Annotated in this window: 26 protein-coding genes; 18 read left to right on the top strand and 8 right to left on the bottom strand. The window is 61.3% G+C overall.

Annotated elements, in window-relative coordinates; all coding sequences use genetic code 11:
* Nucleotides 1–28: 28 nt before the first annotated feature.
* The 11 genes from R3E82_10050 (at nt 29) to R3E82_10000 (ending at nt 11,710) form a co-directional block, all read left to right on the top strand.
* Nucleotides 29–1,246, top strand: coding sequence for an amidohydrolase family protein (locus R3E82_10050; GenBank protein MEZ5551220.1), 1,218 nt, complete (start codon nt 29–31; stop codon nt 1,244–1,246).
* Nucleotides 1,247–1,285: 39 nt separating this feature from the next.
* Nucleotides 1,286–2,146 (top strand): amidohydrolase family protein, encoded by an 861-nt coding sequence (locus R3E82_10045; protein ID MEZ5551219.1) that lies wholly within the window; start codon nt 1,286–1,288, stop codon nt 2,144–2,146.
* A 29-nt stretch (nt 2,147–2,175) separates the two neighbouring features.
* Nucleotides 2,176–2,541 carry an ArsC/Spx/MgsR family protein gene (locus R3E82_10040; GenBank protein ID MEZ5551218.1) on the top strand — a complete coding sequence of 122 codons (366 nt, stop codon included), beginning with the start codon at nt 2,176–2,178 and terminating at the stop codon, nt 2,539–2,541.
* Nucleotides 2,538–4,208, top strand: coding sequence for a tannase/feruloyl esterase family alpha/beta hydrolase (locus R3E82_10035; protein MEZ5551217.1), 1,671 nt, complete (start codon nt 2,538–2,540; stop codon nt 4,206–4,208). Before R3E82_10040 ends, R3E82_10035 begins: the two co-directional genes overlap by 4 nt.
* A gap of 120 nt (nt 4,209–4,328) precedes the next feature.
* Complete coding sequence (locus tag R3E82_10030; protein MEZ5551216.1) at nt 4,329–5,021, top strand: SDR family oxidoreductase; 693 nt, start codon at nt 4,329–4,331, stop codon at nt 5,019–5,021.
* 6 nt (nt 5,022–5,027) lie between these two features.
* Nucleotides 5,028–7,505 (top strand): glycoside hydrolase family 3 C-terminal domain-containing protein, encoded by a 2,478-nt coding sequence (locus R3E82_10025; protein MEZ5551215.1) that lies wholly within the window; start codon nt 5,028–5,030, stop codon nt 7,503–7,505.
* The gene (locus R3E82_10020; GenBank protein ID MEZ5551214.1) at nt 7,502–8,329 is read left to right on the top strand and encodes an SDR family oxidoreductase; all 828 of its coding nucleotides are present in this window, start codon (nt 7,502–7,504) and stop codon (nt 8,327–8,329) included. The genes R3E82_10025 and R3E82_10020 overlap by 4 nt, the downstream gene beginning before the upstream one ends.
* An 87-nt stretch (nt 8,330–8,416) precedes the next feature.
* A complete protein-coding gene (locus tag R3E82_10015; protein MEZ5551213.1) occupies nt 8,417–9,049 on the top strand; it encodes a 2OG-Fe(II) oxygenase in 633 nt (210 codons plus the stop codon).
* A 13-nt stretch (nt 9,050–9,062) separates the two neighbouring features.
* Nucleotides 9,063–10,442, top strand: a complete 1,380-nt coding sequence (locus R3E82_10010; protein ID MEZ5551212.1) for an AarF/ABC1/UbiB kinase family protein — start codon at nt 9,063–9,065, stop codon at nt 10,440–10,442.
* On the top strand, nt 10,439–10,846 hold the full coding sequence (locus R3E82_10005; GenBank protein MEZ5551211.1) for a GFA family protein: 408 nt from the start codon (nt 10,439–10,441) through the stop codon (nt 10,844–10,846). The genes R3E82_10010 and R3E82_10005 overlap by 4 nt, the downstream gene beginning before the upstream one ends.
* Before the next feature lie 66 nt (nt 10,847–10,912).
* On the top strand, nt 10,913–11,710 hold the full coding sequence (locus tag R3E82_10000) for a methyltransferase domain-containing protein (protein ID MEZ5551210.1): 798 nt from the start codon (nt 10,913–10,915) through the stop codon (nt 11,708–11,710).
* A 46-nt stretch (nt 11,711–11,756) separates the two neighbouring features.
* On the opposite strand, the gene R3E82_09995 is transcribed toward R3E82_10000, so the two are convergent.
* Nucleotides 11,757–12,686 (bottom strand): questin oxidase family protein, encoded by a 930-nt coding sequence (locus R3E82_09995; protein ID MEZ5551209.1) that lies wholly within the window; start codon nt 12,684–12,686, stop codon nt 11,757–11,759.
* Nucleotides 12,687–13,017: 331 nt separating this feature from the next.
* Here R3E82_09995 and R3E82_09990 point away from each other — a divergent pair, with 331 nt between their 5' ends.
* On the top strand, nt 13,018–13,644 hold the full coding sequence (locus R3E82_09990) for a DUF2799 domain-containing protein (GenBank protein ID MEZ5551208.1): 627 nt from the start codon (nt 13,018–13,020) through the stop codon (nt 13,642–13,644).
* Between the two features lie 18 nt (nt 13,645–13,662).
* On the opposite strand, the gene R3E82_09985 is transcribed toward R3E82_09990, so the two are convergent.
* Nucleotides 13,663–14,166 (bottom strand): DUF6265 family protein, encoded by a 504-nt coding sequence (locus tag R3E82_09985; GenBank protein ID MEZ5551207.1) that lies wholly within the window; start codon nt 14,164–14,166, stop codon nt 13,663–13,665.
* A 144-nt stretch (nt 14,167–14,310) separates the two neighbouring features.
* On the opposite strand from R3E82_09985, the gene R3E82_09980 reads away from it, so the two are divergent.
* Entirely contained in the window at nt 14,311–15,213 is a 903-nt protein-coding gene (locus R3E82_09980; GenBank protein MEZ5551206.1) for a thioesterase family protein, read from the top strand.
* 31 nt (nt 15,214–15,244) lie between these two features.
* Here the strand turns inward: R3E82_09980 and R3E82_09975 are convergent, their stop codons facing one another.
* Nucleotides 15,245–16,093 carry a hypothetical protein gene (locus R3E82_09975; protein MEZ5551205.1) on the bottom strand — a complete coding sequence of 283 codons (849 nt, stop codon included), beginning with the start codon at nt 16,091–16,093 and terminating at the stop codon, nt 15,245–15,247.
* Nucleotides 16,094–16,162: 69 nt separating this feature from the next.
* Here R3E82_09975 and R3E82_09970 point away from each other — a divergent pair, with 69 nt between their 5' ends.
* The 3 genes from R3E82_09970 (at nt 16,163) to R3E82_09960 (ending at nt 18,852) form a co-directional block, all read left to right on the top strand.
* Complete coding sequence (locus R3E82_09970; protein ID MEZ5551204.1) at nt 16,163–16,654, top strand: hypothetical protein; 492 nt, start codon at nt 16,163–16,165, stop codon at nt 16,652–16,654.
* 175 nt (nt 16,655–16,829) lie between these two features.
* Nucleotides 16,830–18,095, top strand: a complete 1,266-nt coding sequence (locus tag R3E82_09965; protein ID MEZ5551203.1) for a cytochrome P450 — start codon at nt 16,830–16,832, stop codon at nt 18,093–18,095.
* A 31-nt stretch (nt 18,096–18,126) separates the two neighbouring features.
* Nucleotides 18,127–18,852, top strand: a complete 726-nt coding sequence (locus R3E82_09960; protein MEZ5551202.1) for a MerR family transcriptional regulator — start codon at nt 18,127–18,129, stop codon at nt 18,850–18,852.
* A 28-nt stretch (nt 18,853–18,880) separates the two neighbouring features.
* On the opposite strand, the gene R3E82_09955 is transcribed toward R3E82_09960, so the two are convergent.
* Both R3E82_09955 and R3E82_09950 read right to left on the bottom strand, forming a co-directional pair.
* Nucleotides 18,881–19,693, bottom strand: a complete 813-nt coding sequence (locus R3E82_09955) for a PhzF family phenazine biosynthesis protein (protein MEZ5551201.1) — start codon at nt 19,691–19,693, stop codon at nt 18,881–18,883.
* 19 nt (nt 19,694–19,712) lie between these two features.
* Complete coding sequence (locus R3E82_09950; GenBank protein MEZ5551200.1) at nt 19,713–20,303, bottom strand: LysE family translocator; 591 nt, start codon at nt 20,301–20,303, stop codon at nt 19,713–19,715.
* Between the two features lie 109 nt (nt 20,304–20,412).
* Between R3E82_09950 and R3E82_09945 the strand changes: the two genes are divergently transcribed.
* On the top strand, nt 20,413–21,855 hold the full coding sequence (locus R3E82_09945; protein MEZ5551199.1) for a PLP-dependent aminotransferase family protein: 1,443 nt from the start codon (nt 20,413–20,415) through the stop codon (nt 21,853–21,855).
* A 69-nt stretch (nt 21,856–21,924) separates the two neighbouring features.
* Here the strand turns inward: R3E82_09945 and R3E82_09940 are convergent, their stop codons facing one another.
* The 3 genes from R3E82_09940 to R3E82_09930 all read right to left on the bottom strand — a co-directional run bounded on the left by R3E82_09940 (nt 21,925) and on the right by R3E82_09930 (nt 24,279).
* Nucleotides 21,925–22,806 carry a fatty acid desaturase gene (locus tag R3E82_09940; protein MEZ5551198.1) on the bottom strand — a complete coding sequence of 294 codons (882 nt, stop codon included), beginning with the start codon at nt 22,804–22,806 and terminating at the stop codon, nt 21,925–21,927.
* Nucleotides 22,807–22,947: 141 nt separating this feature from the next.
* Nucleotides 22,948–23,370 (bottom strand): DUF3617 family protein, encoded by a 423-nt coding sequence (locus R3E82_09935; protein ID MEZ5551197.1) that lies wholly within the window; start codon nt 23,368–23,370, stop codon nt 22,948–22,950.
* Between the two features lie 126 nt (nt 23,371–23,496).
* Nucleotides 23,497–24,279, bottom strand: a complete 783-nt coding sequence (locus R3E82_09930) for a glucose 1-dehydrogenase (GenBank protein ID MEZ5551196.1) — start codon at nt 24,277–24,279, stop codon at nt 23,497–23,499.
* 177 nt (nt 24,280–24,456) lie between these two features.
* On the opposite strand from R3E82_09930, the gene R3E82_09925 reads away from it, so the two are divergent.
* Complete coding sequence (locus R3E82_09925) at nt 24,457–26,574, top strand: 3-hydroxyacyl-CoA dehydrogenase NAD-binding domain-containing protein (GenBank protein ID MEZ5551195.1); 2,118 nt, start codon at nt 24,457–24,459, stop codon at nt 26,572–26,574.

The following is a 26,574-nucleotide window of genomic DNA, read 5'->3' as shown; positions in this document are numbered from 1 at the left end:
AGACAACGGAAACTAAGGAAACGCAACCGTGAGCGATGCCCCCTATCTCCTGATCACTGCGGACACCCATGCCGGTGGCAGTCACGCCCAGTACCGGGAGTATCTGGATCCCCAGTACCGGGAAGCCTTTGACGAGTGGCGCGGCGGCTACCGGAATCCTTCGGAAGAGCATTACGGCAGCAGGAAGCTGCGTAACTGGGATCTGGAAATCCGCACCCGGGAGCAGAACAGCCAGGGTGTAGTCGGAGAAGTGGTGTTTCCCAACACCGTGCCGCCCTTTTTCCGGAAAAGCATAGTCACTGCGCAACCACCCCGACCCGATCATTTCGAAAAGGCCCTAGCCGGGATCAGGGCCCACAATCGCTGGCTGAAGGATTTCTGTGCCGAAGACCCGGATCGTCGTGCTGGGATCGGTCTGATTCTGCCAAACGATCTCGATGAAGCGATCCGGGACATCGAGTTCATCGCCGAGGCCGGCCTGCGGGGCGGCGTGCTGCTGCCACTGATCCCGCCGGACTGCACCTGGCTCAAGCCTCTCTTCGATCCCGCCTGGGACAGGGTGCTGGCGGCGATCCAGGATCACGATCTGGTCATCAACCAGCACTCCGGCCAGGGATCTCCGGACTATGGCCAGGGAGCGGTACCCGAAGCCCTGTGGATCTCCGAGGTCACCTTCTATTGCCAGGCCGGCTTCCGCCACCTGCTGATGAGCGGCGCCTACGAAAAGTTTCCGCGCCTGAAATACATCATCACCGAATCCGGCTGTGCCTGGGCGGGTCCGCTGCTGAAGCAGCTCGACCGGATTCATATGGGCTTCAAGGCCGGCGCCATCGGCGAGATGAATTACGAAGGCATGGAGTGGGTGCTCAAGGATCTGCCCAGCGAATACGCGGCGCGTAACTGCTGGTATGGGGCCAGCTTTCCGAGCAACGAGGAACTCGCGGGCATCGAGTCGGTGGGTGAGGATCGGGTGTTGTGGGGGAACGACTACCCGCACTATGAAGGCACCTTCCCCTACAACCTCGAATCCCTGCGCCTCACCTTCGCGGGCATGTCAGAGGCGCGCCGGCGCAGGATTCTGGGGTTGAATGCCGCCGCACTCTATAACTTCGATGTGGAAAAACTGCTGCCGCTGGCCCGGGAGTTCGGCCCCACCGCGGATCAGATCGACGAACCGCTGCCGCGGGATGCCATTCCCCGGGACTCGTCCTGCTATCTGTTCCAGAACGCGCTCTACGGTCTTTAGCCGTGCGCAACCAGCAGACAGGTAAAGGTCGTTAGTTCCATGGGTATACCGGCAGGAATCGGGGTGGTCGACACCATGATCGGCTTCCCCGCCGATGATTTCAAAATGTACGACTTCATCCGCAAACAGTTGAAGGACGGCTCGGACGCTCTCGACTTTCCGGTTGAGTACATGTTCAAGAACGTCCCGAAAGAACTCTACGGCACCGCGGATCCTGTCGCGGTCACGCTGCACGAGATGGACCGTTTCGGTATAGAAATCGGCATGATCGGGGTCGGTGGTGATGTCAGCCGGAAAGCGCTGAAGGATCATCCGGACCGCTTCATCGCTCAGGGTTCGGTGGATCCGAACCGGGGTATGGAAGGAATCCGGGACATGGTGCGTCAACACGAAGAGTTCGGCGTGCGTTCTTTCGGTGCATTCAACGCCGGCTACAACCCGCAGGTGGGCATTGCCGATGCGCTGATGTATCCGATATACGCCAAGTGTGTGGAGCTGGATGTGCCGATCTTCTCCTGCGCCGGGGTTCCCGGCCCCCGCTTTCCGATGTGGCCCCAGGAAGTGAGGCTGATCGATCAGGTGATGTACGACTTTCCGGAGCTGGTGTTCGTCACGCGTCACGGCTGTGAACCCTGGGAAGATCTCGCGGTGAAGCTGATGCTGAAGTGGCCTAACCTCTACTACTCCACTTCCGCTTTCGCGCCGAAATACTATCCCGAGGCCATCGTGAAATACGCTAACAGTCGTGGCGCGGATCGCATTCTCTACGGCGGCTACTTTCCGATGGGACTCTCACTGGAACGCATCATGGGCGACATGCCCCGGGTGCCATTCAAGGACAGTGTGTGGCCGAAATTTCTGCGGGAGAACGCCCGCAAGGTGCTGAAACTCGACACCTGATGACAATCGATTCTGCAGGAGACCGGCACGTGACGACGATCACCCTCTACCACAACCCTGGCTGCAGCAAGTCCAGAGGCGCCAGGGAAATCCTTGAGCGTGCAGGCGTCCAGTTCGAGGTGGTGGAGTATCTTTCCCGGCCGCTGTCACGGACCCGGCTGCTGCAGCTGATCGAACTGCTGGGATTGCCACCCGCCGAGCTGGTCCGTAAGGATGCGAAATTTGACGCGCTCGGCTTGAAAGCTGAGCACTATCTGGAGGCGGAAGCGGTGGCCGATCTGCTGGTGCGGTATCCCCAACTGATGCAGCGACCGATCGCCGTACGGGGTAACCGGGCCGTGCTGGCCCGGCCGTCGGAGCGGATCGCAGAGATTCTGCATGAGGAGAGAACATGACCGGAGTACTGAGCGTGCTGCTTTTCGCGGCAGCGGGTGCGGCGGGCGCGCAGAACGCCGGAACCGCAGACGCGGCAGCATTCGTCGGGGATTCGGCTGGCGCGGCAGCCCTGCACTGCACCTCCCTGGTCGAACGACCCGATCTGTCTCTGCAGCGCGCGGAACTGCGCACCACCGCGGCCGGCACCGCCTTCTGCCACGTGCGCGGCAACGGACCCAGAGCCATCGCCTTTCACGTGGAACTGCCCCTTGCGGAAAACTGGAATGGCAGACTCGTCTATCTCGGTGATGGTGGTGCAGACGGAGATCTCGACACGGCACCCTTTCTGCTGGACGCAGGCTATGCCTATGTGAATTCCAACATGGGGCACGATGACGGCGTGGAAGGTCGTGCGTTCGGATTTAACGATCCGGACTCCGAAGTTGATTTCGCCTGGCGGGCGCAGCATCTGTCTCTGGCAGCCGCGAAGCGGCTGACGTCCGGTTACTATGGTCGAGCGCAGGACTACACCTATCACTTCGGCTGCTCGACCGGCGGGCGTCAGGGCCTGCTGGCGGCCCAGATTCTGCCGGATGACTATGACGGCATCATGGCGGGTGCACCGGGACATCTGTGGTTTTCCCGCATGGGGCACAGGGTTGCCGTGCTGCAGACGCTTTTTGCCAATAATTTTGCGGGGAATCCGGTTTTCGATTCCGACGGCGACGGTGTTCCGGAAAATCTGCAGATGATTGCCCGGCTGGAGGGGCTGGCCCTGGCACGCTGCGATGCGGCGGACGGCATTGCGGACGGACTCATCGAACCTCCGTTGTGCGAGTTCGATCCCCGACCGGCACTCACGACGTTCGCCTGTCCGGAAGGGGAGCGCGCGGCGGACTGTTTCACTCCGGAGCAGATCGAAGCGGTGGTACAGCTGTATGTCGGCAGCCGCAACAGCAATGGTCTGATCGTCTATCCCGGTGCGCCGATTGGATCGGAGGCTGCCTGGGCTGACGTGTTTCTGCCCCATGCGGGCAATGACAGGGTGCCTTATGCCCTGGTCTCGGCGGCTTATGTGATGGGTTATCAGTTCTATGCCAGGGATCCCGGCCGGATGCCGCCGGATCTGGCCAATACCACCCGGGTGCTGCGCAGAGATGGACTGATGCCCGAATGGGGATGGTGGGAATTCGATCTCGATGATCTGGCGACCGCCGTGCGTGCGCCGACCTTCGATCTCATGCAGGGCGATGATCCGGATCTGAGTGCATTTCTGCTGGGACGCGGCGGCAGGCTGCTGATGTTCCATGGCTGGGCGGATGCAGTGATCCCGCCGGAACCCACCATCGACTATTTCAATGCGGTGACTGTCGACACGTTCGCGGGTTCCGCCGAACGCGCGGCCGAGCGCATGCGCCTGTATATGGTTCCGGGAATGGGACATTGTGCCGGTGGCCCGGGTCCGCAACCGGAATATCTGACCTGGCTGACTGCACTGGTACAGTGGGTGGAGCAGGGGGAGGTTCCCGGCCCGATCATCGGCCGCAGTCGACCGGTCGAGGGACAGGACGCAGCGGTCATCGAGCGGCCGCTGTGCCCCTACCCGCAGCGCGCCGTCTATACAGGTATACCAGGCGCGCAGAACGATCCGAGCAGCTGGGTTGCCGCCAATTTCGCCTGCCAGTGAACGCCCAACTTCGGTGGACACCCGCTTCAGCGGACACCCGCTTCAGCGGACACCCGCTTCAGCGGACACCCGCTTCAGCGGACACCCGCCGGCGTGGTATCAAGTTAAAGGAGCCTGCTCATGACGACTGTGTTGATTACCGGTGCCAATAGGGGCATCGGTCTGGAAATGACCCGGGAGTACGCCGCCCGGGGAGATCGGGTGCTGGCCTGTTGCCGGGACAGCAGGGCGGCCCGCGACCTTGCGGCGATTGCAGCCGGGTCGGACGTGCGCGTATGTGAAGTGCAGGTCAGCGATGGTGCGTCGGTGGCGCGGCTGGCGGCGAGTCTTGATGGTGAAGTGATCGACCTGCTGATCAACAATGCTGGAACTATCGGTCCGGAACAGGCCGATCAGACGGCCACCCGGATGGATTTCGAAGGCTGGAGGGAAGCCTTCGAGGTAAACACCATGGCGCCGGTGCGGGTCATGCAGGCGCTGCTGCCGAACCTCAAAGCTTCGGGCAAGGGCAGGGTGGCGACCATCACCTCCCAGCTGGGTTCACTGGCCCTCGATATGCCGATGGGCTATGCCTACTGCTCGTCGAAGGCGGCGCTGAACAAGTTCATGAAACTCGCGGCTCAGGATCTGCGCACTGAGGGTATCGCGGTCTGTGTGATTCATCCCGGCTGGGTCAGGACCGACATGGGTGGCCCCAATGCCCAGCTCACCCCCCGGGAGAGCGCGACGGGGATTGTTGATGTGCTCGATCGATTTTCCCTGGCGAATACGGGCAGCTTCTGGAAGTGGGACGGAGAGCCACACCCCTGGTGATTGCCAATGAATCCTGATGCACCCGCGCCGGGCCTGAAGTCCCGGCACAACCAGGCGGCGGCTTTAGTCGCTCAGATGACGCTGGACGAAAAGGCCGCCTTCTGCTCCGGTCGCAGCTTCTGGTTCCTCGAATCCCTCGAGCGTCTCAATCTGCCTGCCGTCATGGTGACCGACGGTCCCCATGGCCTGCGAAAGCAGGAGCGCTCGGTGGATCATGTTGGACTCAATGTCAGTGTTCCGGCCACCTGCTTTCCCACCGCCTCTGCCCTGGCGAGTTCCTGGGATGTGGAGCTTCTGCACGAGATCGGTGTGGCACTCGGTGAGCAGTGTGTGGCGGAAAGGGTTGCCGTGCTCCTTGGCCCGGGCATGAACATCAAACGCCATCCGCTGTGCGGCCGAAACTTCGAGTACTTCTCCGAAGATCCGCTGCTCACCGGCAGGCTCGCTGCAGCCATGGTGCAGGGCGTGCAGTCCCAGGGCGTCGGCACGAGCATCAAACACTACGCGGTGAACAATCAGGAATCGAGCCGGATGTTCGTGGACGCGATCGTAGACGAACGCACCCTGCGCGAAATCTACCTCAGAGGCTTCGAGATCGCGGTGCGTGAAGCCCAGCCCTGGACAGTGATGTGTGCCTATAACCGGGTCAATGGCACCTATTGCGGGGAACACGACTGGCTGCTCAACCAGGTGCTCAGGCAGTCCTGGGGGTTCGAAGGCCTGGTGGTGTCGGACTGGGGGGCTGTGAACGATCGGGTGGCGGGCGTGCGGACGGGGCTCGATCTGGAGATGCCTGCCAGTGGTGGTGCCAATGACAGCAGGGTGGCCCAGGCGGTGCGCGATGGCGTACTGAAGGAAAGCGCCCTCGATGTCTGCGTCACCCGCAATGTCAGTCTCACCCTGCTCGGCGCGGAACTCGAGCAGCGGGATCCTGCGGTGGACCACGCGGCGCATCACCGGCTGGCGCGTCGGGCGGCGGGTGAGTGCGTAGTGCTGCTGAAGAACAGTGATGGGCTGCTGCCTGTCGAACCCGCAGGAAAGATTGCGGTGTTGGGTGCTTTTGCCGAACACCCCCGCTATCAGGGTGCGGGCAGCTCCCAGGTGCAGCCGACCCGGCTCGACAATGCCCTGGAAGAGATTCGCGCTCTGGTAGGCGAGCGGGGTGAGGTGCGCTATGCGCCGGGTTACGAGCCGAAAAAGAGCGGGGACGACGCGGCACTGATCCGTGAAGCTGCGGATGCCGCCCGGGGTGCGGATGTGGCCCTCGTCTTTGCCGGTCTGCCGGGCATCTATGAGTCGGAGGGTTTCGATCGCGCCCATCTGAATCTGCCCGGGCAGCACAACCGGCTCATCGAGGCGGTCTGCGCGGCCAACCCGAATACGGTGGTAGTGCTGTCTAACGGTGCCCCGGTGGCCATGCCCTGGGTCAACGCGCCGAAGGCCATTGTCGAGGGCTATCTCGGCGGCCAGGCCGGCGGTGGCGCCATCGCCGATGTGGTATTCGGTGTGGTCAATCCGAGCGGCAAGCTGGCAGAAACCTTTCCGCTGGCCTGTGCAGACGTACCGGCAGATGCCTGGTTTCCCGGCCAGGATCGCCAGGTGCAGTACCGGGAAGGTCTGTATGTGGGGTATCGCTACTTTAATTCTTTTGATGTGCCGGTGCTTTTTCCTTTCGGCCATGGCTTGAGTTACACCCGCTTTGATTATGCGGCGCTGGCCCTGTCGTCGAGCCGGGTGCAGGCCGATGACGGGCTGGCGGTGAGCGTCACGATCAGCAACCAGGGCACGTGCGCCGGGGCCGAGATCGTGCAGCTCTATGTCAGCGATCCGCAGAGCGCGGCATATCGACCAGAGCAGGAGCTGCGTGACTTTGTGAAAGTCCGACTCGAACCCGGCGAAGTGAAGACACTGAAGTTCCGCCTCGATCACCGCGCCTTTGCCGTCTTCGATCCGGGCTCCGGTGACTGGGTGGTCGAATCCGGAGAACTGGAAATACGCGTGGGCGCTTCGAGTCGGGACATCCGGCTTGCCGCCGGTGTCAGGGTGGAATCCGCTCAGACACCTTCAGCACGTCTCACCAGGGTGGGCGGTCCGACATTCGAATCCGGAAAACTGACGGTGTCGGACGCGGCGTTTGCCGGAATGCTCGGCAGGCCGCTGCCGGCACCCGAAAACGTCAGACCCTTTCATATGAATTCTTCAGTGAGCGAGTTGTCGACCACCTGGATCGGTCGCAGGATCCGGAGCCGGATCATCGAGGGTTTCCAGAAAAGCATGGGCGGTGGGTCCAGCGATGAGACCCTGGCAAAGATGTTCGAAGCCATGGCCAATGAGATGCCGTTGCGCGCACTGCCGCTGTTCAGTGGCGGCAAGGTCAGCGTCACTTCGGTGGAGCTGCTGCTGGCGATGCTCAATGGCCGCTGGCTGTCCGCGTTCGGAAAATGGCGGCAGGTTCAGCGGGAGAAGGCTGCGGGGGTGCGATGAAACTGGAAGGGCGGATTGCGCTGGTTACCGGTGCGGGACGCGGTGTGGGTGCCGCCACGGCGCGGATGCTTGCCGGAGAGGGTGCCTGGCTGGTGGTCAACGATCTCGATGCAGATGCCGCGCAGGAGACGGTGCAGGCGATCGCAAGCACAGGGGGCAGAGCCACTGCCTGCGTGGGCAGCGTGACCGATGCGGGATTTCCGGAGCATCTGATCCGGACATCGCTGGCGTATTTCGGCGGAATCGACATCATCGTGAACAACGCGGGTTACATCTGGAACAGCGCGATCCACAACCACAGTGACGAGCAGTGGCAGGCGATGCTCGATATGCATGTGACAGCACCCTTCCGGATACTGCGTGCCTTCGCGCCCTGGTTACGGGAACAGTCAGGCAGGGAAGTCGCGGCCGACGGTGTTGCCCGCTGTCGGAAGGTCGTGAACGTCTCATCGGTTTCCGGCACCACCGGTGCTGCGACCCAGGCCGGTTACTCCGCCGGAAAGGCGGCGGTAATCGGGTTGACCAGAACACTCGCCAAGGAGTGGGGGCGCTTCAATGTCTGCGTGAACTGCGTCGCCTTCGGCCACATCGATACCCGTCTCACCCAGACTTACACAGGCCCGGCACCAACCATCGCGGTGGGCGGTCGGGACTACCGTGTCGGTCTCACCCAGGCCCAGATCGAAGCGGTGCAGCGCAGCACGTCCCTGCAGCGCACGGGCACACCTGAGGATGCGGCAGGCGCCATCACCCTGTTCTGTCTCCCACAGTCGGACTTCATCACCGGGGAGGTACTGACCTGTTCCGGTGGCGCGGGGATGTGAGGGCATGACGATCCTTTACTTCGATGAGAATTACCCATAAAACACCTGCCCGGTTCCCGTGCCATCCCAGATCAGAGGGCGCCCGTCATGCGACTCGAAGCTGCCCCGGAGCTCCAGACTTTCGATGCAATCGGCCGGGGCCTTGAACTCGACGGTTACTGTGTGCTCGAAAATGCCCTGCCTGAAGGGCTGTGCGCTGCACTGCTCCAGCGGGCGCGGAAGACAGTTGCGGATTTCCGTCCTGCCCGGGTTGGTCGGGATCTGAGGCGCCGCCGGCGGCCGGCGATCCGATCGGACAGGATCCGCTGGCTGAGCCCCGATGATCCGGTGGAAGCCAGGTGGCTGGGCTGGATGCAGGATCTGCGTCTCCACCTGAACCGGCATCAGTTTCTGGGTCTGTTCCATTTCGAAAGTCATTTCGCCTGTTATCCGCCGGGTGCCCGCTATCTTCGCCACCGCGACAGCTTCAAAGGCGCGGCGAACCGGGTGCTCAGTTGTGTGGTCTATCTCAACGAAGACTGGACGCCCGAGCAGGGTGGAGAACTTGTGATCTATGCGGAGGACGATCGCACACTCGTACAGGTGCTGCCGTGTTTTGCAACCCTGGTGGTATTTCTGAGTGAGGATTTTCCTCATGAGGTGCTGCCGGCGAAACGCGAGCGATTCAGCGTCACCGGCTGGTTCCGGGTAAACGATCTGCTGCCGTCGGGAATCGAATGAAACGGCTGCCGGCATGAGTGGCGACGACGGTCGTGACGACGAACTCATCACTTCGAGCCTCGGTCGATTGTTCCGGCTGGGCAGCGTGGCCACACGGGTGGGTGTTTCGCTGGCCGCACAACAGGCCCGGGGTTTCTTCCTGTCCGATCCGATTGCCCAGGCACGAAAAACGGAAAAGCTCGTGCTCAATGCCATCCGTGTCACCGAGGCGCTCGGCGAACTCAAGGGCGCAGCGATGAAGGTCGGTCAGATGCTCAGTGTCCATGAGGGTCTGCTGCCGCGCGAGATTCTCTTGGTGCTTCGGAGTCTGCAGAAAGAGGCTCCCAGGGTGTCTTTTCAGGTGATGCAGAGAACGCTCGCCATGGAACTGCCGGACTACGATCTGCTGTTCGAGCACCTCGATCCCGAGGCCATAGCCGCTGCTTCCATCGGCCAGGTCTATCGCGGGCACCTGCGGGACGGGCGGGAGGTTGCGGTCAAGGTCCAGTATCCGGACATGGATCGTATCGTGCGCTCGGACCTGACCAACCTGAAGAAACTGTTCGGCGCACTGGTCGCGATGGTGGCGGATCTGGATTTCGATCCGATTTGGGAAGAGGTCCGGGATCGACTGCTCGAAGAACTGGATTATCACAAGGAAGCGGACAATCTGCGGCGGATGCGCCTGCTGCACGAGCCGGTGGCTGAGATTCTGATTCCGGGCGTGATCGAGGAGGCGAGTTCAAGGCGGGTGCTGACCATGGAGTACCTGCCAGGCATGGATGCGGATGCGGCCTGTTCCGATGTCCAGTCGCAGGAAAAGCGTAATCAATGGGCACGCACTCTGCTGGAATTCACCTTGAGAGGCCTGATCGAACACCGCTTTCTGCATGCGGATCCGAATCTGGCCAACTTCGGATTTCTCGACGATGGCCGGGTGATCGTGTATGACCATGGCTGCATGAAATCCCTGGAACCTGAGCTGGCCGGGGGCTACCGGGGCATGCTCCGGGCCCTGATCGACGATGACCGGGGTGCGTTACAACAGCGACTGCTGGAGATGGGCGTGTACGACAGGCGCAGACACACACCGGTCTCCCGGGCGCTGCTCGACCCCATAGCGGACATCGCCTGCGAGATGGTGGGTCCCGGCGTCTACCGCTTCTGCGAAGATACACCGATCTACGACCGGCTCTTCGAACTCAAGACCCATCATTTCGAAGAGATCGCCGACCTCAATGTGCCGGCCGATCTGGTGTTTCTCAATCGCACCCTATCCGGCCTGTTCGGTAATCTGTGTCGACTGCGCGCAGAGGATGACTGGCGTACTCTGGCAGGCCGCTATGCTGACATGCCCTGTCAGGAGCAGTTGGTTAGACTCTCCGGGAATCCATCACAGGGAGAGACTCCATGAGTGAATCAGGCCGGTGTCTGTGTGGCGCGGTGACTTTCACCGCGGAGGGCGTCGAGAAAGATCTGCACAGTTGCCACTGTTCCATGTGTCGCCGCTGGTCGGGTGGCTCTCTGCTGGCGGCAGAAGTGGCGAAGGTGGCATTCCAGGGGGCCGAAAACATTGCGCGATTCGATTCCTCCGAATGGGCGGAGCGTGGCTTCTGCAGCCGCTGCGGCAGCAGTATTTTCTATCACCTCAAAGCCCAGGACCGCTACATCCTGTGCATGGGCGTGTTCGACGACCAGTCTCAATTCCGCCTGGTGGGTGAAATCTTCGTGGATGAAAAGCCACCGGGATACGCATTCCAGGGCGATCATCCGCGTCAGACCGGGGCTGAGTTCTTCGCTTCGATGTCGGCAGAGTAGGCGGGCTCTGAATCCTTCCCGCCGGCATTTCCCGGGCAGCCGACGTTGTCGAGGCAGAGGGAGTCTGTGAAGCTGCTCGCCTGCCCGATCTGTCAGCAGCCACTGATCCTGCAGGCGCGCACGCTGGCTTGCGGTGCGAATCACTGTTTCGATCTGTCCCGGCATGGCTATGTGAATCTGCTGCCGGTGCAGAATCGCCGATCGAAGGCACCGGGAGACAATCAGGACATGGTGCGGGCACGCTCCCGGTTTCTCGATGCCGGCCACTACCAGCCGCTGTCACTCGCGCTGAGTACGGTGATCGGTTCGCGGGATAGGCGGGGCAGCCTGGTCGACCTCGGCTGCGGTGAGGGCTACTTCACTGCCGCAATTGCATCCTGTGCACGGGAAACCTATGGCGTCGACGTCTCGAAGATGGCCATCGGGGCTGCCAGCCGCCGACCCGAACCGGTCTGCTGGGTGGTTGCCAGCTCGACCCGCCTGCCGCTTGTCGATGCCGCGTTTGATATCGCGACCGCCATCATGGCGCCGATCGGTTCCGATGTGGGTGACAAACTCAAGCCTGGCGGGGCGCTGATACGGGTATCCGCGGGGCCGGATCATCTGCGGGAGTTCAAAACACGCGTCTACGCGGATATCCGTCCACACCGGCGGATGAGTACGCGACTGGCTGGTTTTCAGCACCTCGAAGCGGTGGATATCCGGTTTTCGATGTGTCTGAACCGGCAGGCCCGCAGTGATCTGCTCGGGATGACGCCGATGGCCTATCGGACCGCCAGAGCACGGATTGCCCGGGAACCTGAGATCGATGAACTGAGCGTATCAGGACAGTTCCTGATCGATCTGTTCGAGAAAGTATCCTGAGCGTCCTCCAGTGCCTGCAGGTATCCGTGGCTGGTGCAACTGACGATCAGGTTCTCGCTACCAGGTAACCGCGGGCCGACTCAGTAAAGGCATCGTCTTCCAGCAGTCGGGTGAGCCGGTCGGCACAGTAAGCGATTTTGATGTTGTGCTCGTCTTCACCGACGATGGCCAGCCAGTCGCCCTTTGTCATCTCAATCCGTGCAGCTGTGCGTGCAGGGCGGGGTGCGAAGGGTGGCGCACCGATCGCGCCGTAACCGGCCAGCAGGCCGAGTGTGAACAGCGCCTCCGCGCTGGCCCCGGCGAAGGGGTGGAGCACACGGAAGGCATAGCTGCCGGTCACCAGATGCAGTGCGAAAAAGTCATGGGTTGCTGCGAACACATCCAGCGCTGTGCGCGTCAGGCGGTCAATGCAGTCCGGTATCAGCGAGGCCGCAAAGGCGCGATTTTCAGCAACCTGCTGCAGGCCTGCGTCGAAAGTGGGCGCATCGCGTACGGCGACTTCCGCCATGGTGTAAAACAGCTCGGAGGCTGCAGCCGCGCTTACGGTCATGGTGGCAGCCCGGGCTTCCAGCGACGCATCCGCGCCGCAGTAACGCAGGTAGGCAAGTCCGGCGGCCATCTCTTCCCGTATACCGAACTCCCAGCCATAGGCCAGGCGGATGAGCGGGTGATAGGCGTCGCGCGCCCAGCCGGAGATGAAGCGGGGCAGTTCTTCACTGAGCACCGTGGCGGCATCTTCCCGGGAAAACCTGTGCAGATACTCAGCCAGCCAGTGACGGTATTCGGCGGGAGCGGTGTCTATGGAACGCAGGCGTACCCGGTACCGGTCGAGATAGCGGAGAACCTGTGCATCTCCGGCGCCGAGACCCAGCAGGGCGAGGGCCGCCATCGGTCCGTGATCGCTGAAGTCGAGATCACCGTAGTGAATGCTGTAGCGCCCATGATGGCGACCGATCTCGTCAAGTGCGGTAGTCATTGCGCTCACTGTGTCGTGTCGAGAGGAATTGCACGAACGCCCGGTCATGGCCCTGCGGGTCATGGAAGTATCGGTGCATGTGATCAGGTGTCAATGCCTCAGAGTTATTCCCGACCCTCCACGCAGGGCGCAATGGGGCGGGTGTCGTTGCGTGTAGCAGATCACATTGGTGTGATGGCCCGCCGCCCAGGCAGGCCTGCCCGGGTAGTCACATTCCCGGTTCCGTGACCTGGGTCACCGTTGTGTGGAAACCTCCCCCCTAGCATGCCGCTGTGATCCTGAATTTGCGTCACGAGCTGATCGTGGTGATCTATCGTGCCGGGAGGAATCCATGAAAATCCATCTGAGTGCCCTGATACTGGGGCTGGTCCTGCTGAGTGGCTGCGCAGGCAACAGGGTCAGTGAGCAGGTCTGCAGCACCCGGGACTGGGAGACCCTGGGCCATCGTGACGGTGCCAACGGTCTGCGCAGCAGCACCCTGCTGTCGCACCAGGAAGTTTGCGCAGAACATGGCGTGGTATCCGATCGATCGGCCTACATGGCAGGCTGGAGTGAAGGCAATCTCGATTACTGTCGAGCGGAGAATGGCTTCGCCGTGGGTCAGGAAGGTTATGCCTATCGAAACGTCTGCCCTTCATCTCTCGAGGCGGATTTCCTGACCCAGTACCGCAAAGGGCGTGAGCTCTATGTGGCCCGCACCGAAGTCGAAGATCTCGAGCATCGCATCGATGCAAGCGAGTACCGGCTCAGTCAGGTCAAATCCCAGATTCTCGCGAGTGCCTCTGCACAGTTCGATCCGACACTGACCCCCCAGGGTCGAGTCGATCTGCTGTCTGACACCCAGCGCCTGAACGACGAGCGCATGCTGATCGAAACAGCACTCCCCGGTCTGCGTCGGGATCTGGATGACAAGCGGCGGCGCCTGGATCTGCTGAGCAGAACCATCGCCGCAAATTGAACTGGCGCCTGCTGAGTATCAGCGCGCCTTCAGGTTGATCTGGATTTCCCGGTCATCCGGCGTGTGCACTTCCACCACGAAGGTGTCGTCAGCCGGTCGGCTGTAGGTCAGGCCCTTCAGACCTGAAGCTTCGGTTGCACGGAAGCTGACGCTCTGCTCGCCGATGGCCGACAGCACCATCTTCTGCGCGCGCTCGCTGCGGGGTGTCATACCCGGATCCCACTGCTGCAGATACAGGGTCAGGGTTTCTCCGGTCTGCTCGATCACGATCAGTTCGACCATGCCGGTCGAGCCGTCGCGGGTCATTCGCACCAGCGCACCAATGCTGCCGTTGCCGGGAGCGACCCAGTTCTCCTCCAGCACACCATCACCAATCGGGCCTGACCAGCTGCCCGTCATCCATGCCAGTTCGTCGATGCTGGCTGTGACGGTCCGGGTATCTGCGGCAGTACCTTCGGCCGCCTGCGCACCGGCGCAGAGCAGCAGACTCAGGAACAGAGATAGTGATAGTGTTCGAGACATAACAGACCCCGGGCAGATGAAGTGCAGCCAGCATAACCGATGGCTGGACGGGGTTCGACTCAGGGAGACAACGGCGCGGGATCAGCGCGGTGCTGAAAGCCTGGCGGCCTCCCTGTCAAGAACTACAGAGCAGGTTGCTGACATATGCAGGCGTGTTTTTACGGCAGTGTGAACCGCTGGGAGTGTGACGAAAACGATCACCTCAACGTTCGGTTTTTTGCCCACAAGATGAACCAGGCACTCCAGGTGTTTCTGCATGGTCACGGCTGGGAGATTGCCAGCGACATGACTCACCTGGGGCAGGTGATACGGGCGCAGCACATCCGCTTTCTGAAGGAGGCGCGCATAGCGACACCACTGAGGGTGGATTGCGGGCTCGTCGGCGGTGCCGCGGAAGATCTTCACGTGCTCTGTCTGATGAAAAACAACGCCGATGAGAGTGTGCTGGCAGCGTTCACCACCGAAGTCCACGTCGGCGCCTGGTTCGGTCGGCCGGATCTTGAGTGTTCGCCGGTGACTGACGCCACGGGGCCCAGAGGCATCGATCCGCTGGACCTTTTTCCCCGGCCCGGCTCTCTGGATCAGGCGCGTGCCGCGGGTTTTCGAAGCATGGGCAGGGGTGTGATCGAGGACGTGGAATGTGACAGTTCCGGACTGCTGCTGCCCCACGTCTATATTGGTCGGATCTCAGACGGCATGCCGAATCTCTGGGCACTGACCAGCACGATAGAAAGCGCTGACAGTCGTCGCACGGGTGAAATGGGGGGGGCGGCACTCGAGTATCGCCTGAATATTCTCGACCCTTTGCGACAGGGTGAAATCTTCCACCATGTTTCCGGCATCCGATCCTTAGGCGGTAAGACACAGCACATGGTGCACATGCTGTTCAGCGAATCCCGCGGCCGCCTGTCGGCGAGTGCCGAGGCAATAGGGGTTGTGATGGACCTCACCACGCGCAAGGCGATGCCGATTTCCGAGCAGCGACGGGAAAGGCTCACACCCATGCTGCTGCGCCGCGCGGGACCTGCTGCTGACACGGAAGGCTGAGCGGACCTGGAGGTCCGGTTGACCAGAGGGATCAGCCGGGCGGTTTCACCCGATCCGGATAGCCTGACCAGGTCCAGGCATAGGTGGTGCGGCTCACCCCGAGCATGATCGAACCGGTCGCTGCCGGATGTACAAACAGACCATTCGGGTCCTCGTCGCTGCCGGTCCAGGCTTTGGGCGCAAGTTTCTTCAAACGCTCGCGGATGGGGGCGAGATCGGCTGCTTCTCCGTAGCCCATATACAGAGAGGGTCCGAATTTGGTGTAAAAGCGCCCCATCGTTTTCTCTCGATCGTAAGGGTCGATGGTCTCGATCCGGTGCAGCCGTTTGCTGTCGAACAGAGTCAGCGATCCACGGTAGCCGTAGGTCTCGGATTCGATTGGCACGAAGTTCGAAGGTTTCAGGCCGAAAATCTGCGCGATGTCCGCGGCCGCCTGCTCCGCATTGTCGGTGAGATGGGTGCACTCGTAGAGTGTCTCCAGCAGGCCCACCCGTTCGTGAGGCCGGTGTGGAGAGAGGACCACCCGCAATCCGTGTATGCCCAGACTCACATCGTCGAAGTAGTGTTCTTCGCCGCCGAGGAAGACCCCTTCAATGTTCTGGTCCTGGAGGTGAATGATCAGATCGTTCAGGTGCTTGCTGGCAAGCCCCACCGCAAAAGGGCCAGCTCCTGCGCGGGCATGATCAGCGATCGGCCCCTCACCCAGAGGTTGGTGAATTTCGAGTTCCGACTCCCCGATCCGCACGACGACACGCTGGCTGTTCAACGCAGGTACTTTGTTCTCCCGTTCTATCTGGGCATCAAACAACGCACACCAGCGCTCGGCCACGGTTCTGGCATCTGCAACCGCGATGAGTAGCCGATCGACCCGATCGAGCATGAATTTCTCCATAGGGATACGTCAGGGCGTTATTCTAATCGCATCGAAGCATAATCGGGGAGAGTGAAAATGCTGACTATCGATCAGGTCGCACCAGCCTTTGTGGAGATGGCACACGGCATAGTCTGGTGCACGGCGGCCAGTGTGGACGAGAAAGGCCGGCCACGGTCACGCGTTCTGCACCCCTACTGGGAGTGGGATGGCAGGGAACTGGTTGGCTGGATCGCCACAGGCCCCACACCGACCAAGCGCGCGCACATCTCTGCTCATCCGTTTCTTTCCTGCAACTACTGGGCGCCAACCCAGGATACCTGTGTGGCCGAATGTGCGGCCGCATGGGCCTTCGATGATGCGACCAGAGAGCGGGTCTGGAATGGTTTTCTGCGGGCGCCGGCACCGGTGGGGTACGATCCGAAGATGATCCCGGGTTGGGATTCGCCGCTTTCCGAAAATTTTGCGGCTTTGAAGCTGGCGCCCTGGCGACTGCGGGTGATGCCGGGTTCCGTGCTGATGACCGGGCAGGGTGATGTCCTGGCCTGGACGTCGGCTGAAAATGCGTAGTATTGATACGCAAAAACCGATCTACTAGAGTCCGTCCCCGGTTCAGGGGCGGGGCCGGTTCAGTGGAGAAGCCGGTTCAGTGCAGCACGGAATCGCGTATCAGCGCCGTCCTGAGTTCAGTCAGGTATTTGTTCAGCCAGGTGTGAGTTCAGCCAGGCTATTGAGGGAGACACAGATGAGTGAAGCCATTCAGAGTCCGACGTTTGCATCCAAAGGTCAGGTCGGCACGGATCCGTACAGCATCCCGCTGGAGAGGATCGACGTCTCCGATTCGGAGCTTTTCGAGGCCAATGAGCAGGCCCGCTATTTCGAGCGCCTGCGCAGGGAAGATCCGGTGCACTACTGCGCGGAAAGTGACTTCGGCCCCTTCTGGTCGGTGACAAAATTCGAAGACATCAAGTCGGTGGATACCAACAACGAGGTCTACTCCTCAGTACCCACCATCGTAATCGGCGATCCACCGGCAGACTTCACCCTGCCCATGTTCATCGCCATGGATCCGCCGCGTCATGATGTGCAGCGCAAGGGTGTAACCGGTGCGGTCAGTCCGCGTAATCTCTCACTGCTTGAACCGACGATCCGTCAGCGGGTGGGCGACATTCTCGAGTCGCTGCCAGTCGGGGAATCGTTCAACTGGGTGGATAAAGTCTCCATCGAGCTCACCACCCAGATGCTGGCCACCCTGTTCGATTTTCCATTCGAAGATCGCCGGCTGCTCACCCACTGGTCCGATTGCGCAACTGCGTCTCCCGTGCAGACAGGCGGCACCAGCATGACCCAGGATGAGATACAGGCCGAACTGATGAAGTGCCTGGAGTACTTCAACCAGCTGTGGCAGGAACGCAAAGCCAATCCCGGCAACGACTTCGTGTCGATGATGACTCAGAGTGAAGCCTTCCAGGACATGGACCCCATGGAGTATCTGGGTAACCTGGTGCTGCTGATCGTTGGCGGCAACGACACCACCCGCAACTCCATCTCCGGCGGCGTCTATGCACTCAATCAGCATCCGGATGAATATGCCAGGCTTAAGCAGGACCATTCCCTCATCCCCAACATGATCTCCGAAGTCATCCGCTGGCAGACGCCACTGATGCACATGCGGCGCACCGCGCTGTCTGACGCCACCCTCGGCGGCAAGCAGATCAAAGCCGGTGACCGGGTGGTGATGTGGTACCTGTCCGGCAATCGGGATGAAGACGTATTCGAAGACGGTGAGCGTTTCATCATCGACCGTCCCAATGCGCGGCAGCATGTGTCATTCGGTTACGGGCTGCACCGCTGCATGGGCAACCGGCTCGCCGAGATGCAGTTGCGCATTCTCTGGGAAGAAATCCTGCAGCGCTTTTCCCATGTCGAAGTGGTCGGTGAACCGGTGCGCGCGCGCTCTAACTTCGTGCGCGGCTATCTCGACCTGCCCGTGAAGCTGCACGTCGCCTGAGCCCGATGCTGGCGCGCCGTCCGGGTCTCCAGTGAATCGTCCGATCAAGATGAAGGAACTGGAGACCCGCACAGGTGTGGGCCGCGAAGCTATCCGCTTCTATATTCGCGAAGGCATACTGCCCGAGCCCCACAAACCGAAACCAAACGTAGCCCACTACACCGAGGAGCACGTCCGTCGTCTGCTGGCGATCCGTCATCTGCAGGAAGAACGGGACATGCCGCTTGCGCGGATCCGCGCTGTGCTAGCGAGTGCCGAGCTGGAGCCGGTGATGGCCGCCCGCTCCCTGCACGGTATCGAACGACTCCTGCCGGCCCTGATGGAAGGAGTGCGGCCGGCACCGGACCAGCGGGCGGTGGACGTGCTGGCGCGTGAAGGGCTGACGACGGAAGAATTTGAGCGTGCGCTGTGCGCCGGGGTCATCTCTGCAACGGTGCGGAACGGTGAGCGCTGGTTGAGCTATCGGGATTGCGCGATTCTGCAGCGCTGGGGTGCTCTGCGACAGGCTGGATTCAGCCGCGAGCGCGGCTATGACCTGTCTCTGCTCGAGCGCTACCATGGCGTTGCACGGACACTGGCTTCTCAGGAGGTCGATCAGTTTTTCGATGCCTTCAGCGGCGATGTCGGCACTCAGCAGGCGGCGGAAATCGCTGCGCGGGGTATCACCCTTGTGAACGAGATGTTTTCCCTGCTGCACATCAGGGCACTGCTTGCAGCACTCGAAGCGCGGCTCGAGGTTCGCTCAGCGACTCCTTGATGACGCCGCTGCCCGGAAAGCCAGGCGTTCACTGGATGAGTTGCCCTTCAAGAACCGGCCAGACCTTCCCCCCGACAGACAGCTCCGCACCGATGTCCAGATAGATGCGCGAAGGCCGGTCGATTTCGAATCCCTGCTCGACGATTCTGCCGCCGGTGAAGCCTCGAGCGCGCAGGTAGTGTGCGAATGCCGCGTTAGCTGAACCCGTGGCTGGATCTTCCCGCAACAAACTGCCGTCGAAAAACTGCATCCTTGCCGCGAAATCCACTCCCGGCGAATAGCCGCCCCGGCAGAATGCGAATGGGAAACCCGCAACACCGAGACTGCGCTGAACGTCGAGATCCACTTTCACCCGCTTGAGTGCTGCCAGTGAGCGTACGCCGATCATGGGGAATACCGGACCGCAGTCGAGTACCTGGGTATCGAAGTCCGGGTCCAGGTCGGCTGTTGCAAGGCCGAGGAGCGCGGCAGCCTCTGTGACTTCGATGGCGGGGCCTTCCCGCACCGGTGGCGGCGTCAGCCAGGCGATACCCTTGTGGAAGCGGACGGGTACCGCGCCAGCGACAAGATTCAGAGTAATCGGGGCAGCACCCCGGGTAAGGACCCAGGCGGTGCCCAGGGTGGGGTGACCGGCAAAGGGTAGCTCCTCGCCTGGTGTGAAAATTCGAACGGCTGCGCGACCCTCGCTGCGGGCGGTCACGAAGGTCGTCTCGGAAAAGTTCATCTCCCGGGCAATGGTCTGCATCCGGGAAGTGCTCAAGCCGGCGGCATCTTCCACCACGGCGAGCTGATTTCCCTGGTAAACCGCCTCTGCAAAAACATCCACGATGCTCAGTTTCATCAGTTTCTCCTGCTGGTGATCAGAGCCAGACGGCCACGGCCGCGTAAAGTGTCAGCAACACCATCATCCCGCTGAACGGTCGCTGCCAGCGGGGGTCGTTCAATCTGGACCGGATGGCAGATCCCAGAACGGCCCAGCTGGTAATGCAGGGCAGGTTCACCGCACAGATCACCGCGCAGAAGATGGCCAGGGCGATCCAGTCATTGCCAATGCCCGGCAGAAACGCGCTGGCACCGGTCACGCCCATCAGCCAGGCCTTCGGATTCGCGAACTGGAAAACGACAGCGGCGGAAAAGGACATGGGCTGCCCTCCAGCACCACCGCTGCCGGAGCTGAAATTACCGCGCAGCATCCAGGCGAGGTAGAGCAGATAACCGGATCCCACCACTTTCAATGCAGTGGCGGCGGCTGGATTTCCGGTGATCAGTGCACCGACGCCCAGACCGCAGATCAGCACCAGCAGCGCGAACCCCACGCAGACGCCGACCATGTGCGGCAGCGTCCGCCGGAATCCGAAGCCCACTCCCGAAGCGGCCAGCATGAGGTTGTTCGGCCCGGGGGTGATCGATGCGACAAAGGTGAAGGCGGCGAGCGCCAGCAGGGCATCCATGTTGGTAACTCTCCCATGACGATGCGCATCCTAGTGCGGCTTGACGCAATCAGTACAGATTCAGTTAACTCGAAATTGGACCAGTACAGATTCCGGGAGAACCGCTTTGATGAACAAGCCGCTGCGCTACCAGCAGGTTGCCCACCTCATCGAGTCGCAGATCCGCACCGGCACTCTGCGCGCTGGCATGCGCGCGCCTTCGTTACGATCCCTGGCGGGCACTGCGGGTGTCAGCGTGAGCACGGTGAGCCAGGCCTATCAGCAGCTCGAACAGCGCGGGCTGCTCATGGCCAGACCGCGGTCGGGCTACTTTGTGGCGACACCCCTGCCGGCGACGGCAGCAGTGCCGCAGAGCGTGGTCGTGCGTGGCAGGAAGGCCAGAAGTGTCACCGGGGAAGCCATGGATGCCCTGCTCGAGTCGATGCACCGATCAGATGTGCTGGCACTGGGCAGCGCGGCGACGCGCTTTTCAGGCCGACTCAATGCGGTACTCAATCGCCTGACCCGGCAGATCCTGCGTGAAGAACCCCAGCTGCCGAACCGGCTCAGTCCGCCCCAGGGAGAGGAGAGGCTGCGACTGGCGGTGGCGCATCGCCTCAGCCGTTATGGATCACCTGTGGACCCGGACAGCGTGGTGGTGACTGCCGGCACCATGGAGGCGATTGCGCTGTCTCTTGGTGTCCTGTGCAGGGAGGGGGATACGGTGCTGGTGGAGTCGCCCACCTACTTCGGAGTGCTTCAGGTGATCGAGTATCTGCACCTGAAAGTACTGGAAGTGCCGAATCGACCCGGCGCAGGAATAGATATTCCTGCGGTTACCGACCTGCTGGCTGCGCAAACCATTCAGGCTGCAATTCTGATGCCGAATTTCAACAACCCCACCGGAGCACTCACCAGTGAACCGGACAAGGTGCGGCTGGTCGATCTGTTTGCGCAGGCAGGCGTGCCGGTCATCGAAGATGACATTTATGGCGATCTGCATCTTGGCGAAGATCGGCCCAGACCGCTGGCCAGCCTCAGAGCGCGTGAATCCGGCAGCGCCGGCATTGTCACCTGCGGTTCGGTTTCAAAGACGATTGCCATGGGGTATCGGATCGGCTGGGCAGTCTCCGCTGAGCTGTCCCCGGACATAGCGCGGGCGAAATTCTGCACGTCACTGGCCTGTCCGGCGCTGCTGCAGCGGGTACTTGCACGGTTCCTGGAAACCGGTGGCTACGACCGCTACCTGCGTCAGTTGCGCGAACAACTGATTGTGGATCGGGACCGCTATCGCGATGCCATCATCCGCCACTTTCCGGAAGGTACCCGTGTGTCCAATCCGGAAGGCGGGGTGGTGCTGTGGGTGCAGCTTCCGGAGACGGTGGACAGCATGGATCTGTTCCGGCACGCCCTCGCGGAGAAAATCGGCATTGCCCCGGGGCTGATCTTTTCCGCCAAAGGCGATTACCGAAACTATGTCCGTCTGACAATGGGTGCAGGCTGGGACGGGCACATCGAGGACGCGCTGCACCGGCTCGGAAAACTTCTGGTGTCCCGTAAGCCGGAACGATGACTCCCGTATGCAGAGATGTGCCCGGGAGCGTTGCTGGCCTGCGACTTCGGCGGCAGATCCTCAGGCGGATCAGGCTTCCCGATACTGTCTCGGCACCTTCAGATTGCTCACCAGCCCGAGTTTCTCCAGCAGTTTGAGCAGCAGCCAGGTGAGGTCGAGCTGCCCGGCTTCGAGTCCATGCCGTGCTGACGAGGGATACATATGGTGATTGTTGTGCCAGCCCTCCCCATAAGCGAGAACGCCGATATACGGATTGTTGGTGCTGGCATCACCAGTCTCGTGCGGCCGCTTGCCCCAGGTATGACACACTGAGTTGACTGAGAAGGTGATGTGCCAGGTGATAACGGTACTCACGAACAGACCCCACACCAGCATCTGCGCACCGGAAGTGCCCCAGCCCGGGAACCAGGCATTGAGGGTCGCGCCTAAGGCGTAGAGCGCCAGACCCTGACCGACGATCAGTGGTACGTAATAGCGCTGCAGCCATTTCAGTTCAGGAAACTTGTGGAGATCGCGGGTATTGGCGCCTTTTTCCTGGAACGCGCCGGCGCTCATCATCCAGCCCATGTGAGACTGCCAGAATCCTTTGGTCACCGGGGAATGGATGTCCAGCTCGGTATCCGTATCACGGTGGTGTGAACGGTGGTGGGCCACCCACCACAATGGTCCACCCTGAATCGCGAGGCTGCCTGCCAGTGCCATGATGAACTGCATGAATCGTGAGGTCTGAAAGGAACGGTGTGCGAGCAGACGGTGATACCCTGCGGTGATACCCAGGCCTCGAAACACGTACAGCAGGGCTGTGACGACAAGGGCCGCGACGCTGACACCGGTGCTGAATACCGCCAGGCAGCCGAGATGGAATCCCACCATCACAAGCGCCACCACATAAACGGCGAGCGGTTTTTTTTCCGATTGCCTTCCTTCCTGTTTCGTACCGATCTCGTTCAATGCATTCCCCCAAGGCATGATCGCGCTTCAATGGATCCCATCAGGCAGCCGCGTAATCGGGCCATGGGACGGCGGCGGTAGAACTGTTTCGTGGTAATTATACGCCGTGATTGCTGTGGGTGGGGAGCGTGTCCATCAGGTTCAGCAGTCGCCGATGCGCTTCCCGGTGGTTTTCGAATTGATCTTCAGTTCTCTGCCGGCAAGTTCTGTCGAAACGGTGCTCGCCAGTGAGTAGCCGTCAGCGGAGTAGATGCCCTGCGAATCCAGCTGCATGGCACCCATGGGTGTGATGCAACGGATGCTGATCCGTGCCTGGCCACTGGCCAGTTCGAAATTGACGGCTTCGCATTCCTGTCCTTCAGGAAGGGCTGCGAGCGTTTTCGACAGATCCTTCTCCAGGTTCTCCGACGACAGGCAGGTGGTCGTGGTGTAGGTGGTCGCCGGTAACGGCAGCTCGCTCGAGATCATCTCGGTGGAAATTTCGTAGAGTCCCGGGGTCAGGTCGTCGGCCGCCCAGAGCGGTACCAATGGCAGCGTGAGGAAGACGAGGGCAAAGCGCTTCATCGAATGACTCTGGAGAGGATGGCAGCGGGGCATGCTATGGAGACTCTCATCAGGAATCAACGTCTCCCTGGGAAACCACTGCGCGAGTATCGACGCCGTCTCGAAGCTGGCCGGACTGCGGGTACATCAGGCTGTAATCCCGCCATCGATAACCAGTTCGGTGCCGGTCATATAGGAAGATTCGTCACTTGCGAGGAACAGCACACCATTGGCGATGTCCTGCGCTTTCCCCGGCAGACCCATGGGAACCCCGAGTTCGGCCATGGCATCCACATCGACCGCATTCGCGCCTTCGCTGAAATACTCGGGATTGACCTTGGTCCAGATGGGTGTGTCGATCACGCCCGGATGCACAGAGTTCACCCTGACCGGCCAGCGCTGACCCGCACATTCCAGCGCCACGGCTTTGGTCAGCAGCCGCACACCACCCTTGGTTGCGCAATAGGCGGCCAGATTCGGGGAACCTTTCAGTCCCGCCACGGAAGACATGTTGATGATCGAGCCGCCACCGGAGTCGCGGATCAGAGGGATGCAGTGTTTCATGCCCAGGAACACACCATCGAGGTTGATGGCCTGCTGGCGGCGCCACTCGGCAAGACTCATCTCAAGGATGCTGCCGCCGACGCCGATGCCGGCGTTGTTGACCAGGATATGAAGGCAGTCCTGTTCCTCGCGTATCCAGGCAAGCAGCGTCTGCCAGCCGGCTTCGTCAGACACATCCTGACGCAGGAAGTGGGCTTCGCCGTCGGCGGCGTGAATGTGTGTCACGGTCTGTCTGCCGCCGGTCTCGTCGATATCCGTGGCGATTACGACTGCGCCTTCCGCAGCCAGTCGTTCGGCGCAGGCGCGCCCGATACCTGACCCGGCGCCGGTAACCAGCGCGACTTTTCCTGCTACCCGTCCTGTCATGGTGTCCTCTCATGCCTGAATCATTGTCTGCGGGCTATCCTAACCGACCCTTTACCCCTGCAGGGAGACCGATTCGGCGTCGGAGGGGCTGACCGGGGGACTGGCTGGAGGGAATTTGGCGAAATCCCCACCCGATAGGCATACTTCGCCCTCGATATTTTCTGGGGTTTTTAAGAAATGGCACTTAAAGGTACGGTTCATTACGAAGTGCGCGGTGATATTGCGCTCATGACGGTCGACAACCCGCCGGTGAATCCGCTGTCCAGCGGCGTGCGGCAGGGTCTCCACGATGGTGTGACCAGGGCGCTGGCAGACCAGGCGGTCAAGGCGATCGTGCTGACGGGTGCTGGACGCGCCTTCATAGCGGGTGCGGACATCTCCGAATTCGGTGCCGCGGCCACTGCCGGTCCCGGTCTGCACGAATGCCTTGCGCTGATGGAGAGCAGCAGCAAGCCCATTATCGCCGCAATCAACGGCACAGCCTTTGGCGGCGGTCTGGAAGTTGCCCTGTGCTGCGACTACCGCGTGGCCGCACCTGCTGCACCTGTAGGCCTGCCCGAAGTGAAGCTCGGTCTGCTGCCCGGCGCCGGTGGCACCCAGCGCCTGCCGCGACTGATCGGCGCGGAGAAGGCACTTGGTTTCATCATATCCGGTGATCCGATTCCCGCACCCGAGGCAAAAAAGCTGGGCATCGTGGACGAAGTGATTGACGGGGACATAGTCGCAGGCGGGATTGCCTTCGCTGAGAAGATCGTTGCTGCCGGAGGCAAGACCCGCAAGATCCGCAATGAGTCAGAGAAGGTGAAAGCGGATCGGGAAAACACCCAGATCTTCGCCGATGCCAGAGCAAACGCGGCGCGCCGTCTGCGTGGCCGGTTCGCGCCGGAAATGATCATTCAGTGTGTGGAAGCTGCAGTGAACCTGGGGGATTTCGATGCGGGCATGAAGGTCGAGCAGGAAAACTTCCGCAAGTGCCTCGAACATCCCCAGCGCGCAGCGCTCATCCATCTGTTCTTCAGCGAGCGCGAAGTCGCCAAGATCCCCGATGTGCCGAAAGACACGCCGGTGCGCAAGATCGGACAGGCGGCAGTCATCGGCTGCGGCACCATGGGTGGTGGTATCGCGATGTGTTTCGCCAACGCGGGCATTCCTGTGAAGGTTCTGGAAATGAACGGAGAAGCGCTGGACAAAGGCCTCGGGGTGATCCGGCGCAACTACGACATTCAGGCCAAGCGTGGCCGCATGAGTGAAGCCGATGTGGACAAGCGCATGGGACTGCTCTCCGGCACCACCAGCTACGCGGATCTGAAAGACGCGGATGTGATCGTGGAAGCCGTCTACGAAAACCTCGATGTGAAGATCAAGGTCTTCAAGGAACTCGATGCCATCGCCAAACCCGGTTGCATCCTGGCGAGCAACACCTCGGGACTGGATGTGGACAAGATGGCCGAAGCCACCAGCCGCCCGGCAGATCTGATCGGCATGCACTTCTTCTCACCCGCCAACATCATGCGCCTGCTCGAGGTGGTGCGTGGAAAGAAGACCAGCAGGGAAGTGATCGCCACGGTCATGCAGCTCGGCCGCAAGCTGGGCAAAATCGCCGTACTGTCCGGCAACGCGCCCGGGTTTATCGGTAATCGTATGCTCGGACGCTATTCCGGTCAGGCGGGCGAGATCATCCTCCAGGGTGCGACACCCTATCAGGTCGACTCGGTGATGAATGCTTTCGGCATGCCCATGGGTCCCTATCAGATGAATGATCTGGTGGGCCTGGACCTGGGCTGGCGGGCACGCAAGCTCGCGGGTGTGAAGCCCGAGGACGTGCCGATCACCGCCCGGGTGGCAGACAAGCTCTGCAATCTGGAGCGCTTCGGACAGAAGACTTCGCGCGGTTTCTATATCTACCCGGAAGGCAGTCGAGTGGGGCAGCCGGATCCGGAGGTCGTGAAGATCGTTGAAGAGACTTCGAAGGAGCTCGGCATCGAGCGACGCAAAATCGATGATGAAGAGGTGCTCAAGCGCTGCCTGTACGCGCTGGTGAACGAAGGGGCGAAAATTCTCGAAGAGGGGATCGCACTGCGTCCCTGCGACATCGACATCGTCTACATCAACGGCTACGGTTTCCCCGAAGTCACTGGTGGTCCGATGTTCTGGGCCGATCAGCAGGGGCTCGACAAGGTCCTCGCCGACATCAGATCATTCCAGAAGATCTATGGGGGAGCCACCTGGGAGCCAGCACCGCTGCTGGAGAAACTGGTGGCCGGGGGTAAGGGGTTCGCCAGCCTGCAGGGTTGA

It is taken from the genome of Pseudomonadales bacterium, from assembly GCA_041395945.1.
Classification (GTDB): Bacteria; Pseudomonadota; Gammaproteobacteria; order Pseudomonadales; family Azotimanducaceae; genus SZUA-309.
The sequence above is the reverse complement of the archived record's forward strand: the minus strand, read 5'-3'. Positions and strand labels throughout refer to the sequence as shown.

Excerpts from the sequence above, each read along its gene's own strand:
- R3E82_10045 (MEZ5551219.1), top strand. The coding sequence starts at position 1,286 with ATGGGTATACCGGCAGGAATCGGGGTGGTCGACACCATGATCGGCTTC.
- R3E82_10035 (MEZ5551217.1), top strand. The coding sequence starts at position 2,538 with ATGACCGGAGTACTGAGCGTGCTGCTTTTCGCGGCAGCGGGTGCGGCG.
- R3E82_10030 (MEZ5551216.1), top strand. The coding sequence starts at position 4,329 with ATGACGACTGTGTTGATTACCGGTGCCAATAGGGGCATCGGTCTGGAA.
- R3E82_10025 (MEZ5551215.1), top strand. The coding sequence starts at position 5,028 with ATGAATCCTGATGCACCCGCGCCGGGCCTGAAGTCCCGGCACAACCAG.
- R3E82_10020 (MEZ5551214.1), top strand. The coding sequence starts at position 7,502 with ATGAAACTGGAAGGGCGGATTGCGCTGGTTACCGGTGCGGGACGCGGT.
- R3E82_10015 (MEZ5551213.1), top strand. The coding sequence starts at position 8,417 with ATGCGACTCGAAGCTGCCCCGGAGCTCCAGACTTTCGATGCAATCGGC.
- R3E82_10010 (MEZ5551212.1), top strand. The coding sequence starts at position 9,063 with ATGAGTGGCGACGACGGTCGTGACGACGAACTCATCACTTCGAGCCTC.
- R3E82_10005 (MEZ5551211.1), top strand. The coding sequence starts at position 10,439 with ATGAGTGAATCAGGCCGGTGTCTGTGTGGCGCGGTGACTTTCACCGCG.
- R3E82_09995 (MEZ5551209.1), bottom strand. The coding sequence starts at position 12,686 with ATGACTACCGCACTTGACGAGATCGGTCGCCATCATGGGCGCTACAGC.
- R3E82_09990 (MEZ5551208.1), top strand. The coding sequence starts at position 13,018 with ATGAAAATCCATCTGAGTGCCCTGATACTGGGGCTGGTCCTGCTGAGT.
- R3E82_09985 (MEZ5551207.1), bottom strand. The coding sequence starts at position 14,166 with ATGTCTCGAACACTATCACTATCTCTGTTCCTGAGTCTGCTGCTCTGC.
- R3E82_09980 (MEZ5551206.1), top strand. The coding sequence starts at position 14,311 with ATGCAGGCGTGTTTTTACGGCAGTGTGAACCGCTGGGAGTGTGACGAA.
- R3E82_09975 (MEZ5551205.1), bottom strand. The coding sequence starts at position 16,093 with ATGCTCGATCGGGTCGATCGGCTACTCATCGCGGTTGCAGATGCCAGA.
- R3E82_09970 (MEZ5551204.1), top strand. The coding sequence starts at position 16,163 with ATGCTGACTATCGATCAGGTCGCACCAGCCTTTGTGGAGATGGCACAC.
- R3E82_09965 (MEZ5551203.1), top strand. The coding sequence starts at position 16,830 with ATGAGTGAAGCCATTCAGAGTCCGACGTTTGCATCCAAAGGTCAGGTC.
- R3E82_09955 (MEZ5551201.1), bottom strand. The coding sequence starts at position 19,693 with ATGAAACTGAGCATCGTGGATGTTTTTGCAGAGGCGGTTTACCAGGGA.
- R3E82_09950 (MEZ5551200.1), bottom strand. The coding sequence starts at position 20,303 with ATGGATGCCCTGCTGGCGCTCGCCGCCTTCACCTTTGTCGCATCGATC.
- R3E82_09945 (MEZ5551199.1), top strand. The coding sequence starts at position 20,413 with ATGAACAAGCCGCTGCGCTACCAGCAGGTTGCCCACCTCATCGAGTCG.
- R3E82_09935 (MEZ5551197.1), bottom strand. The coding sequence starts at position 23,370 with ATGAAGCGCTTTGCCCTCGTCTTCCTCACGCTGCCATTGGTACCGCTC.
- R3E82_09930 (MEZ5551196.1), bottom strand. The coding sequence starts at position 24,279 with ATGACAGGACGGGTAGCAGGAAAAGTCGCGCTGGTTACCGGCGCCGGG.
- R3E82_09925 (MEZ5551195.1), top strand. The coding sequence starts at position 24,457 with ATGGCACTTAAAGGTACGGTTCATTACGAAGTGCGCGGTGATATTGCG.